This is a genomic window from Diplocloster agilis, assembly GCF_019042275.1.
Taxonomy (GTDB): Bacteria; Bacillota; Clostridia; order Lachnospirales; family Lachnospiraceae; genus Diplocloster; species Diplocloster agilis.
The window spans coordinates 35569-52317 of the sequence record NZ_JAHQCW010000031.1 but is presented as its reverse complement, the minus strand read 5'-3'; the positions used below and the strand labels follow the sequence as shown (position 1 = coordinate 52317).

Genomic DNA, 16749 nt, shown 5'->3' with positions numbered 1-16749 from the left:
ATGTATCGAATTTTAAACAATAATGCGATTGAAATACAGATCCTGCCGCGGTAAAATAATAGTAATCATCAGGGGAGGATCAAACACAGTTTATCATGAACAAAAGTTTTGGATTACAATGGCATATAACCGACCTGTGTGACCAGCGGTGTAAACATTGCTACATATATTCCAAAAATGGTGAGACAAGCCGCCCGGAATTAAAACTTGAGGATCTCAGAATAATTCTTATGAATTATCTGGAAATGTGTGAACGGTTCCGGGTTGCACCGTATATCTTTGTAACAGGCGGCGACCCGTTACTATACTATGATATATGGGGATATTTGGAGCTTCTTTCCAACAGGAAGATCCCTTTTTCCATATTGGGCAATCCCTTTCACCTGACGCCGGGCGTCTGTGAGAGGCTGCATAGATTGGGGTGTCAGAAGTACCAGATGTCTCTGGACGGGCTGCAACGCACACACGATACAATACGAAAAGAGGGCTCCTTTGATAACACACTGGAAAAAGTGCCGCTTTTAAAGGACAGCGGTATAAAAACAGCGGTTATGACAACGGTCTCAAAGCATAATATCCTGGAGATTCCGGAGCTGATTAAGATTGTGGTAGATCATCATGTGGACAGTTATGCGTTTGCCCGATACTGTCCAACTCATAGAGATGATTATAACCTGGTAACGCCTGAGGAATACAGGGGATTATTACAGCAGTGTTGGGAATTGTTTGAGAAGTATAAGGACAGAGGTACACTTTTTTCCTTAAAGGATCACCTGTGGATACCCTTTCTGCACGAAAAAGGGGTATTTCAGCCGGAAGAAAATAAAGAAAATCTGATACTGGAAGGCTGCAATTGTGGGATTTCCCATATGACAATCCTGGCAAATGGGGATGTCTATGCCTGCAGGAGATTTGAAAGTTTGATCGGCAATGCATTATCCGATTCGTTGGAGCGGGTCTTCCTGGGACCGCAGATGGAGTACTACAGGGAATACGATAAGTTTGAAGCTTGTTCTGACTGTAAATATCTGTGTTATTGCCGGGGCTGCCCGGCGGTTGGTTATGGATTGACCGGAGATTTCTATGGAAAAGACCCTCAGTGCTGGGTAGCACGGTGAAGGAGCAGTATGAAAGAGTATATTGCAAATAATCTCAGAGAATTAATTTCGATTGTCAATGATCTTTACCCCAGGGGGAAATATTATCTGTGGTACAGAGGACATTTGAATGCGCAGTGGGAGCTGGTCCCATCCGTACAACGGGGATCCTATGCCGCCAATGAACAGCATATGGCGATCGATTTCTATATGCGGGCGAGTGTGGCGCTCAAGGAGAAACCACCGCCTCATTACTTACCGGGCTGGGTTGCGCTTATGCAGCATTACGGACTCCCGACGAGACTTCTGGACTGGTCGAAATCTTTACTGGTCGCCACGTTTTTTGCAACGTACCGGTATGAAGATCAGCCGGGGAAAGATGGCTGCATCTGGATTCTAAGACCGGGACAGCTGAATCTGGCAGAAGGTCTGGGGGATTGTATCAGCCCAATGGATTCACCTTCCATCACAGAATTGTTGGTGTCCGTATTCGATTCGGGTGCTGAGCGCAAAGAGGCGAAGGACAAAATCTACGCATGCTATCCGGTAGAAAACAACATGCGGATCTATGTTCAGCAAGCGGCATTTACGGTTCATAATTCAAAGAGAAAGTTAACGGATATAAAGAGTGACGACTTATTGATAAAAGTTGTGATCCCTTATGACGCGAAAAAAGAATATCTGGAAGAATTGAAAATATGCGGTATCACTTTAAAAAGTGTATATCCGGATGCAGATCATATAGCGGAAGAAATCAAGGCCTTCTATAATTACGGAAAATAACACAACCAGGAGGAAAAGAAATGGGCAGTCTACAGAATACCAGTTTTTGGTCGGAGAAATACGTGTATGATAGAAAGCTGACAGCACAGAGATATCTGTGTGGAGGTAACAGAGAGGGACAGGCGGGGTTTCCAGCCGTTTCGATGGCGGATTGTGACTGCGGAAGCTCCAGCTGTTCGGGCTCCAGCAGCTGCGGTGCCAGCTGTTCGAGCTGTGCCTCTGCTGAATAATGATTAACAGGATGATAATGTTGAGATATAAAGGGAGTACGTTAAACAAAAGGCGTTGCTCAATCACCTATACTGATGATTTTGCGGCGCCCTTTTTTGTGGCAGGAATAAACTTCCTAAAGAATCATTATTTCATTTAAATAATACGGAAGATATTGATAAAATTTTAACGTCGGCAGGTTCCCGACTTCAATTTATTATAACACTTTGCAAAGAAATAGGGTAGTAATTTTATGTAAAAATCTGTATATTAGTAGTAGGGCTCTGAATATAACTTATTATGCCATTCAGAGTATCAGGAGAAAAAGGAGAACGAAATGTTCACCGATACCTGAATATGCGGTGCAAATAACACCGCTTCAGGAAATCATGAGAGAGGTAGGTAAAGAATTATGGCGCGATTGACGTTCAAGGGCGGAATCCATCCTTATGACGGAAAGGATTTATCCAAAGACAAGGCAATCGTTAGTGTGCTGCCTAAGGGGGAGCTGGTGTTCCCGTTGTCTCAGCATATCGGGGCGCCGGCCAAGCCGGTGGTTGCGAAGGGCGATCCTGTGCTGAGAGGGCAGCTGATTGCCGAGGCCGGTGGTTTTGTGTCGGCTCCGGTGCATTCATCCGTATCCGGGACTGTGAAGGGAATCGAACCCAGACTTACGGTTACCGGCACATTGATGGATGCGATTATCATCGAAAACGACGGGAAGTACGAAGAAGTCCCATATGAGGCTGTTGACGATGTGTCCGCATTAACGAAAGAAGAGATTATAAAAAGAATCCAAAATGCCGGTATCGTCGGCATGGGTGGAGCCGGATTCCCCACGCATGTGAAACTCTCCCCGAAAGAACCGGAGAAGATCGAATATATCATAGCCAACTGCGCGGAATGTGAACCTTATCTGACCAGTGATTACCGGAGAATGCTGGAAGAACCGGAGAAGTTAGTAGGCGGCCTGAAAGTGATCCTGTCGCTGTTTGACAACGCAAAAGGTATACTGGCGGTGGAAGACAACAAACCGGACTGCATCACCCTGTTAAAACAGGTGGCGAAGGACGAACCCCGGATCGAGGTGAAGGCGCTGAAGACCAAATACCCGCAGGGAGCGGAGCGTATGTTGATCTATGCGGCGACGGACCGCATGATTAATTCCTCCATGCTGCCTGCCGACGCGGGATGTATTGTCAATAACGTGGATACCATCGTGGCTGTTTATAAGGCGGTTGTGGAGGGAAAACCTCTGATGGAGCGTATCGTCACGGTGACCGGAGACGCCATTAAGGATCCCCGGAATTTCTGCGTGCATACAGGCACGATCTACGCCGAACTGATAGATGAAGCGGGCGGGTTCAAACAGGAACCGGCGAAAATCGTATCCGGCGGCCCTATGATGGGATTTGGAATCTATGACCTGAACGTGCCCACCACGAAAACCTCCTCCGCACTTTTATGTATGACGAAGGATGAGATCGCCATGTACGAACCGTCCAACTGTATTAACTGCGGACGCTGTGTGGAAGGATGCCCGGAACATTTGATTCCGTCCAGGCTGGCGGATTACGCGGAGCATTATGACGAGGCGGCCTTCCAGAAGTGGGATGGCATGGAATGCTGTGAATGTGGCTGCTGCAGTTTCGTCTGTCCGGCGAAACGGTGTCTGACCCAGTCCATCAAATCCATGAGAAAAATGATTCTGGCGAATCGGAAAAAGAAATAAGAGAGGTGGAAATTGTGAGTGATTTAAAAAGCGTATCTTCCTCACCGCACATCAGAGATAAAGCCACCACCAGTTTTATAATGCTCATGGTGGTCATTGCCCTCTTACCGGCAACGGTGTTCGGTGTGATCCAATTCAAATTACCGGCGTTAAGCCTGATACTGGTATCGGTAGCGACCTGTGTGCTGACGGAATACCTGTATGAAAAGCTGATGCACAGAAAGATAACAATCGGAGATTTCAGCGCGGTGGTTACCGGTTTATTGCTGGCCCTGAACCTGCCCCCGACACTTCCCTGGTGGATCGCGGTCATCGGCAGCGTTTTTGCCATCCTGGTAGTCAAACAGCTGTTTGGCGGGCTGGGACAGAATTTTATGAACCCGGCGTTAGGCGCCAGATGTTTTCTGCTGATCTCCTTTACGGCCAGAATGACATCCTTTGCCTACGACGGAGTTACCGGTCCGACACCCTTGGCCGTATTAAAGAGCGGCGGTGGGGTGAACACGCTGGATATGGTGATCGGACGTATTCCGGGAACCATCGGCGAGACCTCTGTGATTGCGATTATGATCGGCGCTATTTTCCTGATCCTGATGGGAATCATTGATCTGCGCATTCCCGGTACATATCTTGTTACCTTCGTTGTGTTCCTGATTATTTTTGGGGGACACGGCTTTGACATGAATTATATCACGGCGCAGCTGGCCGGCGGCGGCCTGATGCTGGGCGCCTGGTTTATGGCCACGGATTACGTCACGTCCCCGATCACAAAGACCGGGCAGATTGTCTATGGAATTCTGCTGGGGGTTCTGACCGGCGTATTCCGTCTGTTCGGGCCCAGCGCAGAAGGTGTATCCTATGCGATCATCATCAGCAACCTGCTGGTTCCTCTGATTGAGCGCATTACCCTTCCGAAGGCATTTGGGAAAGGGGGAAAACGCGCATGAACAGAATCGTAAAAGACACGATTATATTGACTGTCATCACGCTGGTGGCCGGAGTCTTGCTGGGACTGGTCTATGAAGTGACCAAGGACCCCATCGCGGTGCAAAAAGAGTTGAAAAAACAGGAAGCATATAAGACCGTATTTTCGGACGCGGAAAAGTTCGAGGAGATGTCTGATACGGAAGAGGCAAGCGCAAAAGCCCTTGTGGACGGCGGATTTAACAGCGCGGATGCCGAAAAGGCCAGTATCGTGATCAATGAGACGATGAAGGCTTTGGATGCCGGCGGCAATGTTCTGGGTTATGCGATGAACATCACCACATCCGAAGGGTACGGAGGCGATATCACTTTTACGCTGGGAATTCGAAATGACGGAACCGTGAACGGTTATGAGATCCTCTCCATCAGCGAGACGGCCGGCCTGGGTATGAAGGCGAAGGAAGATGCGTTCAAACAGCAGTTTGCCGGCAAGAAGGTTGACAGCTTTGCCTACACCAAAACCGGCGCCTCTGCGGATAATGAGATTGATGCGATCAGCGGAGCGACGATTACGACCAAAGCCATGACGGGTGCGATCAATGCCGGGCTCTGCTGGTTTCAGACATTGGAAGGGGGCGGTGTAAATGAATAAATGTACCGAACGTCTCTATAACGGTATTATCAAAGAGAATCCGACGTTTGTGCTGATGCTGGGTATGTGTCCCACTCTGGCGGTAACGACGTCTGTAATCAACGGCGTGGGAATGGGATTATCCACGACGGCAGTATTGGTCATGTCCAACCTGCTGATCTCCCTGCTGCGCAATATTATCCCGGACCGGGCCCGTGTGCCGGCATTTATCGTCATCGTGGCGTCCTTCGTAACGATAACGGAGTTTCTGGTAGAAGGATATCTGCCCAGCCTGTATGACTCTCTGGGTATCTATATTCCTTTGATCGTGGTGAACTGTATCATCCTGGGCCGTGCGGAGTCCTATGCTTCGAAAAATCCTGTATTTCCGTCTATCTTCGACGGGATTGGAATGGGACTTGGATTCACCGTGGGACTGTGCTGTATCGGAGCGGTGAGAGAACTGCTGGGTTCCGGTCAGCTGCTTGGAAAACAGATTATGCCCGCTTCCTATGAACCCATTACGATCTTTGTGCTTGCTCCCGGCGCGTTTTTCGTGCTGGCGGTGTTAGTGGCGATCATGAATAAGGTCCGTGCCCGTGCGGAGAAAAAGGGAAGGCCCCTGCCTCCCGCGCAGGGATGTCTCGGCGGAGACTGCAGTTCCTGCATGAATAAAGCCTGCGGAGGACATCTGTTCTCCGGACAGGAAAAGGAGGGAAAATAACAGATGAAAGAATTGATATTAATCGCCATTGGATCTGCGCTGGTAAATAACGTGGTGTTGAGCCGGTTCCTGGGTCTGTGTCCCTTCCTCGGAGTATCCAAAAAGGTGGAGACGGCCGCCGGTATGGGCGGAGCGGTTATCTTCGTCATCACCATCTCCTCGTTTGTGACCAGCCTGATCTATAAGTTTATCCTGACGCCTGCGCATCTGACCTACCTGCAGACCATCGTCTTTATCCTGGTCATTGCGGCGTTGGTACAGTTCGTGGAGATGTTCTTAAAGAAGAAAATGGTTTCCCTGTACAATGCGCTGGGTGTGTACCTGCCTTTGATCACGACCAACTGTGCGGTGCTGGGCGTCGCTCTGACAAATGTGCAGAAAAGCTACGGAATTCTGGAAGGAGTCGTCAACGGCTTCGCGACAGCGGTGGGCTTCACGATATCCATCGTGATTCTGGCCGGAATCCGGGAAAAAATCGAATACAATGATATATCCCCTGCGTTCAAGGGTTCACCCATAGTGCTGATTACGGCCGGCCTGATGGCAATCGCCTTCTGCGGCTTCGCCGGCTTGATATAGGAGGGGAAGACAGATGTTAACTGGAATATTGATAGCGACCGCCGTAGTCGGCGGAACCGGTCTGCTGATCGGCCTGATGTTAGGCGTTGCCGGTGAAAAATTAAAAGTAGAAGTAGATGAGCGGGAGGAAGCGATTCTGGGCGTACTTCCGGGTAACAACTGCGGTGGCTGCGGCTACGCGGGCTGTTCCGGTCTGGCGGCTGCCATAGTAAAAGGCGAAGCCGCGGTGGGAGGCTGTCCTGTGGGCGGAGCCCCGGTAGCGGAACAGGTAGCGGCTATTATGGGCCAGGAGGTCGGGGAATCGACCCGGATGGTGGCTTTCGTTAAATGTGCCGGAACCTGCGAACGCACGGAGCAGGATTATCACTATCATGGAATCGAAGACTGTAAGATGATGGCATTCGTACCGGCCGGCGGGCCTAAATCCTGTAACCACGGCTGTATCGGCTACGGTTCCTGTGTGAAAGCATGTCAGTTTGATGCCATTCATATCGTGGACGGGATCGCCCTGGTGGACAAAGAAGCCTGCAAGGCCTGTGGAAAATGCGTAAGCGAATGTCCGAAGAACCTGATCGAGCTGGTTCCCTATGAGCAGGAGCGCCTGGTTCAGTGCAATTCCATGGACAAAGGCAAAGACGTTATGAAGATCTGTAAAGTGGGCTGTATCGGCTGCCGCATGTGTGAAAAGGTCTGCGAAGCGGACGCCATCACCATAACGAACAATGTAGCTCACATAGATCCGGAAAAATGTACCGGATGCGGTGCCTGCAAGGAGAAGTGTCCTAGAAAGATTATTCTCTGATTAGGGGGGGCGAAACCTCTGATTCGCAGGAACCGGGCGGCTCTTCCTTGGGGGTGGGCTGGCCAGCTGCTTAAGATCTGGGGCCCCGGGCCATATCCGGGTGTGCCCCCGCCGGCCGGAGTCTTTGGTGTCTCCCTGGGAGCGCGGAGGGCTTGTGCTGGCATACGCTAAGTGAAATCGAAAAGCCGGATTCAGGAACCGAGCCTATTCACCAGGAACACATGATGTGTTCCCGGTTCAGAGGCTCTTGCCCGTCGGACGTGAAGTCCGCCGGTCATCCTGAATCCGGCTTTTCGATTTCACTAAGCGTATGCTCAGCGCAAGCCCTATGCGCTCCCAGGGAGACACCAAAGACCCCGGCCGGCGGGGGCACACCCGGATATGGCCCGGGGCCCCAGATCTTAAGCGGCTGGCCAGCCCATCCCCAAGGAAGAGCCGCCCGGTTCCTGCGAATCAGAGGTTTCTTGGAAGCGCTTATCCGAGGGGGATGCTTTGAGGGGAGTGATTATTGGGAGCTGTTTGGGAAGGGCGAATTTGGCTTTATTAGTCGGCTTCGGTCAGCATTTTTTGTACGTCGGAAACCTGGACGTCCATCCGGGCGGCGGCTTCTTCCAGGGTCATACCGGCGGCGAGATATTTTTTCGCCAGGGATTTCATGCTTTCGCCTACTTCGATCAGGTGTTGATCGGGATCGTAGAAGCGGATGACGCGCTGGCCCCAGGGCTGTTCCCGGACCGCGTGGAGCAGGTTGATTTCCTGGTGTGATTCGAGTTTTTTGAGAAAGGCGTCGAAATCTTTGAATTCAAAGTAGATTTCGCAGTTGTTTTCTTTTTGTTTCATTTCTTCACGGGGTATGCCGGTCAGCCAGTCAAAGTCTTGCTGGAGTACCAGGCCGCAGTCGAATGAGATCATCTTTCCATAATCGTCGGAAACAGTTAAATCGAATAAATCCTCATAAAAAGCTCTTGCCTTATTGATATCCGCTACGGCGAACAGACAACTGAATATCATGTGTATCCCTCCATTGTTTTGGTTTGTGAACTGTTATTAACATAGCATGAGAAGAGGGGGAGATATAGGAAAAAGACGACATGTTCAGAGGTTGTTTAAGGCTTCCCGGGGCGTCATGGAGTGGTATTTTTTAAAATCTGTGATGAAATGGGATTGGTCTGAATACCCGTATTTCGCAACGATATCCATGTAGTTGATCTTCCGGCCGGCTGTGTGGATGGCCAGCATTTCCTGCCAGACCGACTGGTATCGTACCAGATCCATAAAATAGCCGGGGGTTATGCCCAGGGCCTTCGTGAAGATCCGCTGTGTCTGCCGCTTACTGTAGCACAGATGTTCCGATAATTCTTTCAGGGTGCTTACGCCCTTATGGTTTAGTATATAGTCCATGCCGTCAAAAAACGGCAGGGACGCAGGGCCAAAATCGACCAGTCTTTTTATGTATTCTTCTGCGATCCGTATCCGTTCCTGAAAACTGTCCGTATCAAATATTCTTTTTCCTAATTCCTGGACGCCGGGGAAAAATTCGTCCGGCGGGTATACTTGATTCAAAGTAGCTGTCATCGGGACCCGGCTGATCAAATTCATTGTCCAGCAATGAAAGCGTACCGCGAATACGGAGATCTTCTTCTCGCGTTTATCCCACGAATTGATGGTATAGGTATCATTCAGACAGACAAAAAGCATTCGGATGTGGCCGTTTTCCAGATTTTGGATCATAATCAAATCCAAACAGGTATCCGGTACGATCAGTGTGCCGTCATAAGACCCGCAGATATGCGGATTAAATTCGTGTACCGATCCCCAATAACATCGGATATAAGGCTGCAGCAGCGGTGAAGCCGGCACCTGTACATAACTGTCGTCTGCAGTATACGGACGCGCAGTTGCAGGATGGTAACCGGCATGAAAATTTATACGATTCATGTAATTCATCCTCTCAATGTCACAATAAAATTATAAACAATAGATTCTGATTGCACAACCAAATACTTGTTATTCTTCCGTCCAGATTTATCCAGTTATCATTATCCAATTATCATTTATCCCGTGCCTGGCCCGAGTATTATTAGCAGGGAGAAGGGTAGCCTGCTGTTTGAAGTGAATAACAGCTGTAATCCCTTTGCAAATGTGGTAATATAGCAGGGTAGATACCAAAATGGGGAGACCAAGTGATCAGAGAGGAGGGATTCCAAACCGATGAAGCAGGAACTGATGGAGAGACTTTCCGCGATTACAGAAGAGGAGAGAAGGATTCTGACGGGGGATAAGCAGGTGCAAAGAGAGCTGTATACCAGCTCCAGTGAATTTACGGTGGACAGCGCCAAGATGATGGATAAGGGCCGCCTGATTGATATCCGTACCCATACCAGATTTATTCCGTTCCCGGAACACAGGCATAATTATATTGAGATCATGTATATGTGCTCGGGGACGACGACCCATATCATCAACCGGGAAACCAGGCTGGTGCTGGGAAAAGGGGAATTGTTGTTTTTGAATCAGTTTGCCTCCCATGAAATTCTGGAAGCCGGAAAGGAAGATATCTGTATTAATTTTTTTATCCTGCCCCAGTTTTTTGATGAAGTGCTGCCCATGATTCAGCGGGAAAATGTATTGAGCGATTTCGTGGTGGACACGCTGCGGAAAAATAATAACAGCGCCGGTTATCTGCATTATAAGGTGGCGGATGTGCTGCCGGTGCAGAATCTGGTGGAGAACCTGATCTGGTCTCTGCTGAATCAGCCGGTCAATCACAGGCAGTTGAACCAGACGACCATGGGACTGTTGTTTATGCTGCTTGTGAACTACACGGATAAGATCGAGCAGTCCAACCCGGATCAGCAGCAGAGCGCAACCGCTATGCAGACGCTTAAGTATATAGAGGAAAACTATCAGACGGCCACCCTGACCGAGCTGGCGGATAGTTTGGGACAGTCCGTCTCCAATATGAGCAAGCTGGTTAAAAGCAGTACGGGCCGGACGTTCCAGGAGCTGCTGCATGAAAAGCGGTTGAATCAGACCGTGCATCTGCTGATGAAGACGGCCCTTCCGATTACAGATATTATTTTCCGGGTGGGCTATGACAATACCAGCTATTTTCACCGGATGTTCAAGGATAAATTCGGGATGAGTCCCAGACAATACCGGATGAGCTTTTCGGACCGCCGTGACAGTGAAGAGTAGAATGGAAAATAAGGACGTAAATATTGAGAATTAACGTCCTTGTTATCTGATGGGAAATCCCGTATAATAAATGTCATCAAGGAACTTTTACGAAGATGAATGAAACAAGGAAGGTGGAAAAAAACAATGTACGATGTAAAGCAGGGCTATGAAGCCGCAAAAGCGTATTATGCGCAGTTTGGTGTAGATGTAGACGAGGCAATCAAGGTTGCCAATGAGACTCCGATCTCCATGCATTGCTGGCAGGGAGACGATGTGGCAGGTTTGGAGAAGAAGGAAGACACTTCTTTGACCGGAGGAATCCAGACGACCGGTAACTATCCAGGAAAAGCCAGAAACGGGGAAGAGCTTCGGGCGGATCTGGAAGTCGCGATGAAATATATTCCCGGTGAGATAAAGGTAAATCTGCACGCCAGCTACCTGGAAGCCGATACTTTTGTGGACAGAAACGAAGTTGCTCCCGAACATTTCAAAAAATGGGCGGACTGGGCGGTAGAAAAAGGCGTTGGCCTTGATTTCAACCCTACATATTTCTCTCATCCGCTGAGTGAGAAGGCAACCTTATCCTCCGCAGATGAAGAGATCCGTAAATTCTGGATTCAGCATGGAATCAACTGCCGCCGGATTGGCCAGTACTTCTATGAGAGAACCGGCAAGACCTGCGTGATCAATCACTGGACTCCCGACGGGGACAAAGAATTCCCGATCGATACGGTTGGACCGAGATTGCGCATGAAAGACAGCTATGACCAGATCTTCGAGGCTACCAAAGACGTGGTAGGCGTTATGGACGGTATCGAGTCCAAAGTATTTGGTATCGGCGCTGAGAGCTATACCGTGGGATCTCATGAGTTTAGTATGGCGTATGCATTAAATGCCCGCAAAGATAACATCATCATGACTCTGGACACCGGCCATTTCCATCCGACCGAAGTGGTTTCCGCGAAACTGGGCGCGCTGTATGCGTTTGTGGATCATATCTTATTACATGTATCCCGTCCGGTACGGTGGGATTCCGATCACGTAGTCAGCTTTGACGATGAAACCAGAGCGATCATGGAAGAGCTGGTCCGCCTGAACAGACTGCAGGATACCTATATCGCAACAGATTTCTTCGACGCATCCATCAACAGAATCTGCGCCTGGACCATCGGTCTTCGCAACACCAGAAAGGCAATGTTAGCCGCTCTGTTACAGCCGGTTGACAAGATGAAAGAACTGGAAGCAACCGGAGATGTCAGCGCCAGACTGGCCTTTAAAGAGGAGTTCAAAGCCGCTCCCTTCTCCCTTGTATGGGATTACTACTGCGCACAGCAGAACGCCGGCGTAAGCCTGGATTGGCTGGAAGAAGTAAAAGCTTACGAAGCAGAGATCTTAAAAGTGAGAAGCTAAATAGATATCGTTGCAAAAAGCACTGCCCGGAATGGATACGCTCCCTGTTAATTAGACAGGGAGCATACCATCCGGGCAGTGCTTTTTTAACTTATTTTGTAATCTTGCCGTGCTCACATCTTCGGAAACCCGCTGGAGTAATGAAGTTGGTTATCGTCGGTGATAAACATGGCCTCCACGTCGGGAAGGGATTCGATGAGCTCCATTCCCTCATCCAGCCCCAGTACGAAGCAGGTGGTACTCAGGGCGTCGCCGTCTACGGATTGGTCGGATAGAATGGTGACTTCCAGAAGATCGTTTTTGACGGGATATCCGGTGGCGGGGTCCAGAAGGTGATGATAGCGGACACCCTCATAATCAAAGTATCTCTCGTAGACCCCGGAGGAGACCACGGACTGACCGGTGACGGGGATCGTGGTGATGACTTCGTTGCGCTCGGAGAACGGTTTCTGGATGCCGATCTCAAAGGGGGAGCCGTCGGGCTTCGTCCCCACGCATAAGACGTTGCCGCCCAGATTAATCATGGCGCTGTGCACACCTTGGGATATCAGATACTCCTTGAGGCGGTCGGCGATATAACCCTTGGCGATGCCGCCCAGATCGATGCCCATATGGGGATCGTCAAAGGTGATGCGGCCGTCCTGCAGGTGGACGCCGGAGGCCTTTACGTAGGGAAGCGCGGCCTGAATGTCGGCCGGATCGGGGGGAACCGGATGCTCGGCGGTGAAATCCCACAGGGAGGAGACCGGCTCGATGGCGATGTCGAAGGCGCCGGAGGAGGCGGCGCTGTAGTCAAGCCCGATTTGAATCAGATCCTGAAGGGGCTTGGAGAGAAGGTCCGTCTCTAATTGATGTTCATTTAACTGATACAGCTCGCTTTCGGGATTCGTCCGGGAAAATAACAGTTCATACTGATCGATCATTTCCATGCAGTGATCCAGTATGGATTGTTTTTTAATGTCATAAATCTTGACGGTGACAAAGGTATTTAACTTGATCGCGGAAGCGCTGAGCGGCTGGCCTGTATTTTTTATATCACAACCGGATAAGGAAGGGATAAAAATTGCCAATATGAGCCAAAATAGTATATATCTATGAAAACGACGTGTCATTTTTTCCTCCCTGTGTGCGTTGTACCGCACTTTCTATGCTTTTAGGAAGCAGGAGCATTTCTGCCTCAAAGCGTTTCTTTTCATATTAAATAAGATTGTGGAAACTGTCAAGGCATGGGAGAACAGCGCGATGTTTTTAACGTTTTGAATACTCGGGAAAAGAAAGAATGGAATAAGAGAAAAGAGGGAGCAGACATGAAAAAGAATTCATCCGGATTCCTGGGCGGAATCCATCCGACAGATGGTTCAGATAAGGCATTAACGGTTCAGGCCCCGGTGACGGAGGTAAATCCCGAACTCGTTGAGATTTCCATGGAACAGACTCCGGGAAATGTCTGCCGGCTGTTGGTGAAGGAAGGAGATTTCGTTCATCGCGGGCAGCTGATCGGGATTCCGCAGACCTTTGCCGCGGCGGCGGTCCATGCCAGCGTGACCGGCCATGTGACTAAGATCAAAAAGACAGGAAGCCTGGGAGAAGTCTGTGTCATACGGGCGGAAGAGGCGGATACGGCTCCGGAAGTGCGCAGCTATCAGACGGAGTGGATGGAAAATGACGGAATAACCAGGGAAGATATCCTGCGCTCCATGGAAAAAGGCGGAATTATCGGTATGGGAGGCGCGGGCTTTCCGGCATTTCGAAAATATCAGACAGAGAAAAATATACAAACCATACTGGTCAACGCAGCGGAATGCGAGCCGTATCTTACCTGTGACCATATATTGATGCGGGAACAGCCGATGGGGATACTGAACGGAATCCAGCTGTTGATAAAAGCTGCGGGAGCGGCTGAGGCGGTTCTTTGTATTGAGGATAATAAGCTGGACGTGATCGAAAATTTCCGGACGATCCTGAAGAAAAAGGAAGTACCCATCCGCCTACAGGAACTGCCCACCATGTATCCCCAGGGGGGAGAGCGCCAGCTGATACAGTCGGTACTTGATATGGAAGTGCCGTCCGGCGGCCTGCCGGCGGATGTGGGAGTGATCGTATCGAATGTGGCGACTGCGAATGCCGTGGCCGATATGGTGTTCGCAGGCCTGCCGCTGATCAGACGCTATGTGACGGTCAGCGGCTGCGTGGAGCGGCCCGGGAATTTTCTGGTACCGGTCGGAACCCGGTTTCAGGAGCTGCTTCGCAAGGCAGGCGATGTATCCGCCGGTCAGAACCAGATGATCGTGGGAGGCCCGATGACCGGTTATTGTATTGGCACAAATGTGCGGGCGGAACGGGCGGAAGGCGCTGTGTCAAAAGCCACTTCGGGGATACTGATCCTGCCGGAGCAGGTTACCACTGAGACGCCCTGCATCCGCTGCGGCGCCTGCGGACGGGTCTGCCCGGCGGGGCTGAATCCGTTTAAGATTGATTTTGCATACCGGAACGGGAAACTGGATGTCTGCAGGAAACTCTATGCTACGGAATGCATCGGCTGCGGCGCCTGTTCCTATGTCTGTCCGGCCAGGATTGAGCTGGCATTTCGGAATATCGCGGCCAGGAATGCGGTCAAACAGACGTTTCGCAAGAAAGGGGTGATCCAATGACAGAAGAACAGGGAAGAAAAGGGCCTTTTTTACGGGGAGAAAATACTACCAGGCGGATTATGGGGGATGTGGCGCTTGCGCTGATGCCGGCGCTTACGGGATCGGTCTACTTTTTTGGGATACGAAGCCTGCTGCTGGTCGTGACATCCGTCATCACCTGTGTGCTTTCGGAATTGGTTTGGGAATGGCTGACCGGAAAACAGATCACGGCATTTGATTTCAGCGCGGTCGTGACAGGGATTTTGATTGCGTTTCAGGTACCGGTAACGACGCCGGTGATTCTCATTATTATTTCGGGAATATTTGCGATTATTGTCGTAAAGCAATTGTTCGGCGGGATTGGAAGTAATTTCATGAATCCGGCGCTGGCCGGGCGGCTGCTTTTGATGGTGGTTTGGCCGGGGAAGATTATTCAGTATGTACCGGCTGCGGGAACTGACGCGGTATCCTCCGCAACGGTGCTGGCTGCTATGAAAGCGGGAGAGCAGGGAAATTATTCCTGGCTGGATATGTTCCTTGGGTATGTTCCCGGCGCATTGGGAGAGACCAGCAAACTGCTGCTGCTGGTGGGAGCGGGGTATCTGTGCTACCGGGGCCTGATTAATGTAAAGGCTTCACTGGCTTACATTCTCACCGTACTGGTTGTTACATTTGTATTAGGAGGAGGACATCTGTTCGGCGGTGACCCGGTGACCAATCTTCTGGGAGGAAGTTTAATTCTGGGAGCCTGCTATATGCTGACCGACTATTCCTTCATATCCGCCAGGGGCAGACTGATCTACAGCGTGGCGGCGGGAATTATAACCGGACTGGTGCGGATCTACAGCAGCTATCCCGAAGGCGTCTGCTTTGGTATACTGGCTGCCAACTGCATGGTTGGCCTGTTGGCCAGATTTGAACAGAAGCATGTATACGGCACGAAGTACGACAAAGATCAAAAAACAGCCATGTAAATCACATCTATATCGATATGTGCGGTAAACGCATAGAAGGAGGAAATTATGAAAGATAACGGATGGAAAGGAATTATTACGCTGGTTATCGTCACGGTCATTGCCTTTGGCGTTATCCTGGGCGCTAATTATTTTGGCAGGGGAACCGATAAAGAGACGGAACAGTCGGTTGCAGGAGAACAAAAAGAGATCGATATCAACAGCTTTGGAAATGTCGATCCGGCAATTCAGTCCGCTTACCGGATTCTGGATGAACAGGGAAATGCAGGGGGCTACAAAGTGGTGACAAAAACAAAGGGCTACGGAGGAGATCTTCTGTTAGAGCTGGTGTTTGATAAAAATGGGGATACCATAACACGGATGGAGGTTCTGGAGCACAACGAGACGGAAGGGCTGGGCGCTTTGATCAAGGAACCTGCCTTTTTGGAACAATTTAAGAACGTACCCCTTCCTGTCACACTTAAAAATGCAGCGGCAGAGCCGGAGCTGCCGGCGGAGGGCACGGCATTTGAGGACGGCACCTATACGGTGGAGGCGGATCAGCCGGATTATAACGGTTACCGGAATACGATGAAATTAACGATAACAGACGGGAAGATGACAGAGATCATATGGGACGCTCTGGACGCCGAGGGAAAATCAAAACGGGTGTTGAGTGATAATGGGGAATATGTGATGACGGAGAGCGGCCCCACATGGAAAGAACAGGCGGAGGCTCTGGCAGCGGCTGTGATTGAGAATCAGTCTACCGATTTCTTGAGCCCGGATGATCAGGGAAAGACCGACGCGGTCGCAGGGGTAAGTATCTCGATCACCGATTTTGTCACCCTGGTGAAGCAATGCCTTGTGCAGGCTGCGGGAACGCAGATGGAAGGCGCCCAGACGGCGGATGCTGCCGGCTCGGAGGATCTTACCGGTTCAGCCGATGCCGCCGGCTCAGCCGATAGCGGCAGGGGAACCACTGTGGACGGGGTGTCGGGAGCGACCATCTCTTCCCGGGCAGTGATAGAAGGAATCGATAAAGGCTATACATTTATCAAAAATTATCTGGGGACCTTATCATAGAGAGCGGG

General features: G+C 50.2%; 16 protein-coding genes. 13 read left to right on the top strand and 3 right to left on the bottom strand.

Annotation, left to right across the window (positions count from 1 at the left end):
• The first annotated feature begins 95 nt into the window (after positions 1-95).
• The 8 genes from acgM (at position 96) to KTH89_RS17035 (ending at position 7482) form a co-directional block, all read left to right on the top strand.
• The gene (gene acgM / locus KTH89_RS17070; protein WP_238722503.1) at positions 96-1118 is read left to right on the top strand and encodes a radical SAM/SPASM domain protein, ACGX system; all 1023 of its coding nucleotides are present in this window, start codon (positions 96-98) and stop codon (positions 1116-1118) included.
• A 9-nt stretch (positions 1119-1127) separates the two neighbouring features.
• On the top strand, positions 1128-1880 hold the full coding sequence (locus tag KTH89_RS17065) for an FRG domain-containing protein (protein WP_238722502.1): 753 nt from the start codon (positions 1128-1130) through the stop codon (positions 1878-1880).
• A 622-nt stretch (positions 1881-2502) separates the two neighbouring features.
• Positions 2503-3822 (top strand): electron transport complex subunit RsxC, encoded by a 1320-nt coding sequence (rsxC, locus tag KTH89_RS17060; protein WP_158347545.1) that lies wholly within the window; start codon positions 2503-2505, stop codon positions 3820-3822.
• Positions 3823-3836: 14 nt separating this feature from the next.
• A complete protein-coding gene (locus KTH89_RS17055) occupies positions 3837-4769 on the top strand; it encodes an RnfABCDGE type electron transport complex subunit D (RefSeq protein WP_158347543.1) in 933 nt (310 codons plus the stop codon).
• Positions 4766-5398 (top strand): RnfABCDGE type electron transport complex subunit G, encoded by a 633-nt coding sequence (locus KTH89_RS17050; RefSeq protein ID WP_158347541.1) that lies wholly within the window; start codon positions 4766-4768, stop codon positions 5396-5398. Before KTH89_RS17055 ends, KTH89_RS17050 begins: the two co-directional genes overlap by 4 nt.
• Entirely contained in the window at positions 5391-6101 is a 711-nt protein-coding gene (gene rsxE, locus KTH89_RS17045; protein ID WP_158347539.1) for an electron transport complex subunit RsxE, read from the top strand. The genes KTH89_RS17050 and rsxE overlap by 8 nt, the downstream gene beginning before the upstream one ends.
• A 3-nt stretch (positions 6102-6104) precedes the next feature.
• Positions 6105-6680, top strand: a complete 576-nt coding sequence (gene rsxA, locus KTH89_RS17040; RefSeq protein ID WP_158347537.1) for an electron transport complex subunit RsxA — start codon at positions 6105-6107, stop codon at positions 6678-6680.
• Positions 6681-6693: 13 nt separating this feature from the next.
• Positions 6694-7482, top strand: a complete 789-nt coding sequence (locus KTH89_RS17035; RefSeq protein WP_158347535.1) for an RnfABCDGE type electron transport complex subunit B — start codon at positions 6694-6696, stop codon at positions 7480-7482.
• Positions 7483-8025: 543 nt separating this feature from the next.
• Here KTH89_RS17035 and KTH89_RS17030 read toward each other — a convergent pair.
• Together KTH89_RS17030 and KTH89_RS17025 are read right to left on the bottom strand one after the other, a co-directional pair.
• Positions 8026-8493: a VOC family protein gene (locus tag KTH89_RS17030; RefSeq protein WP_238722501.1), complete on the bottom strand. Its 468-nt coding sequence runs from the start codon at positions 8491-8493 to the stop codon at positions 8026-8028.
• A gap of 84 nt (positions 8494-8577) precedes the next feature.
• Positions 8578-9420 (bottom strand): helix-turn-helix transcriptional regulator, encoded by an 843-nt coding sequence (locus KTH89_RS17025; protein ID WP_238722500.1) that lies wholly within the window; start codon positions 9418-9420, stop codon positions 8578-8580.
• A 273-nt stretch (positions 9421-9693) separates the two neighbouring features.
• Here KTH89_RS17025 and KTH89_RS17020 point away from each other — a divergent pair, with 273 nt between their 5' ends.
• Together KTH89_RS17020 and KTH89_RS17015 are read left to right on the top strand one after the other, a co-directional pair.
• Entirely contained in the window at positions 9694-10680 is a 987-nt protein-coding gene (locus tag KTH89_RS17020; protein WP_158347112.1) for an AraC family transcriptional regulator, read from the top strand.
• 126 nt (positions 10681-10806) lie between these two features.
• On the top strand, positions 10807-12072 hold the full coding sequence (locus KTH89_RS17015; protein WP_158347111.1) for an L-rhamnose isomerase: 1266 nt from the start codon (positions 10807-10809) through the stop codon (positions 12070-12072).
• Between the two features lie 113 nt (positions 12073-12185).
• Here the strand turns inward: KTH89_RS17015 and KTH89_RS17010 are convergent, their stop codons facing one another.
• Positions 12186-13184 (bottom strand): FAD:protein FMN transferase, encoded by a 999-nt coding sequence (locus tag KTH89_RS17010; RefSeq protein ID WP_238722499.1) that lies wholly within the window; start codon positions 13182-13184, stop codon positions 12186-12188.
• 195 nt (positions 13185-13379) lie between these two features.
• On the opposite strand from KTH89_RS17010, the gene rsxC (KTH89_RS17005) reads away from it, so the two are divergent.
• Genes rsxC (KTH89_RS17005) through KTH89_RS16995 form a run of 3 tightly spaced genes read left to right on the top strand, consistent with a single transcriptional unit; the run spans position 13380 to position 16741 of the window.
• Positions 13380-14723 (top strand): electron transport complex subunit RsxC, encoded by a 1344-nt coding sequence (gene rsxC / locus KTH89_RS17005; RefSeq protein WP_238722498.1) that lies wholly within the window; start codon positions 13380-13382, stop codon positions 14721-14723.
• Entirely contained in the window at positions 14720-15676 is a 957-nt protein-coding gene (locus tag KTH89_RS17000) for an RnfABCDGE type electron transport complex subunit D (protein ID WP_238722497.1), read from the top strand. The genes rsxC (KTH89_RS17005) and KTH89_RS17000 overlap by 4 nt, the downstream gene beginning before the upstream one ends.
• A gap of 48 nt (positions 15677-15724) precedes the next feature.
• On the top strand, positions 15725-16741 hold the full coding sequence (locus KTH89_RS16995) for an FMN-binding protein (RefSeq protein WP_238722496.1): 1017 nt from the start codon (positions 15725-15727) through the stop codon (positions 16739-16741).
• Positions 16742-16749: the final 8 nt, after the last annotated feature.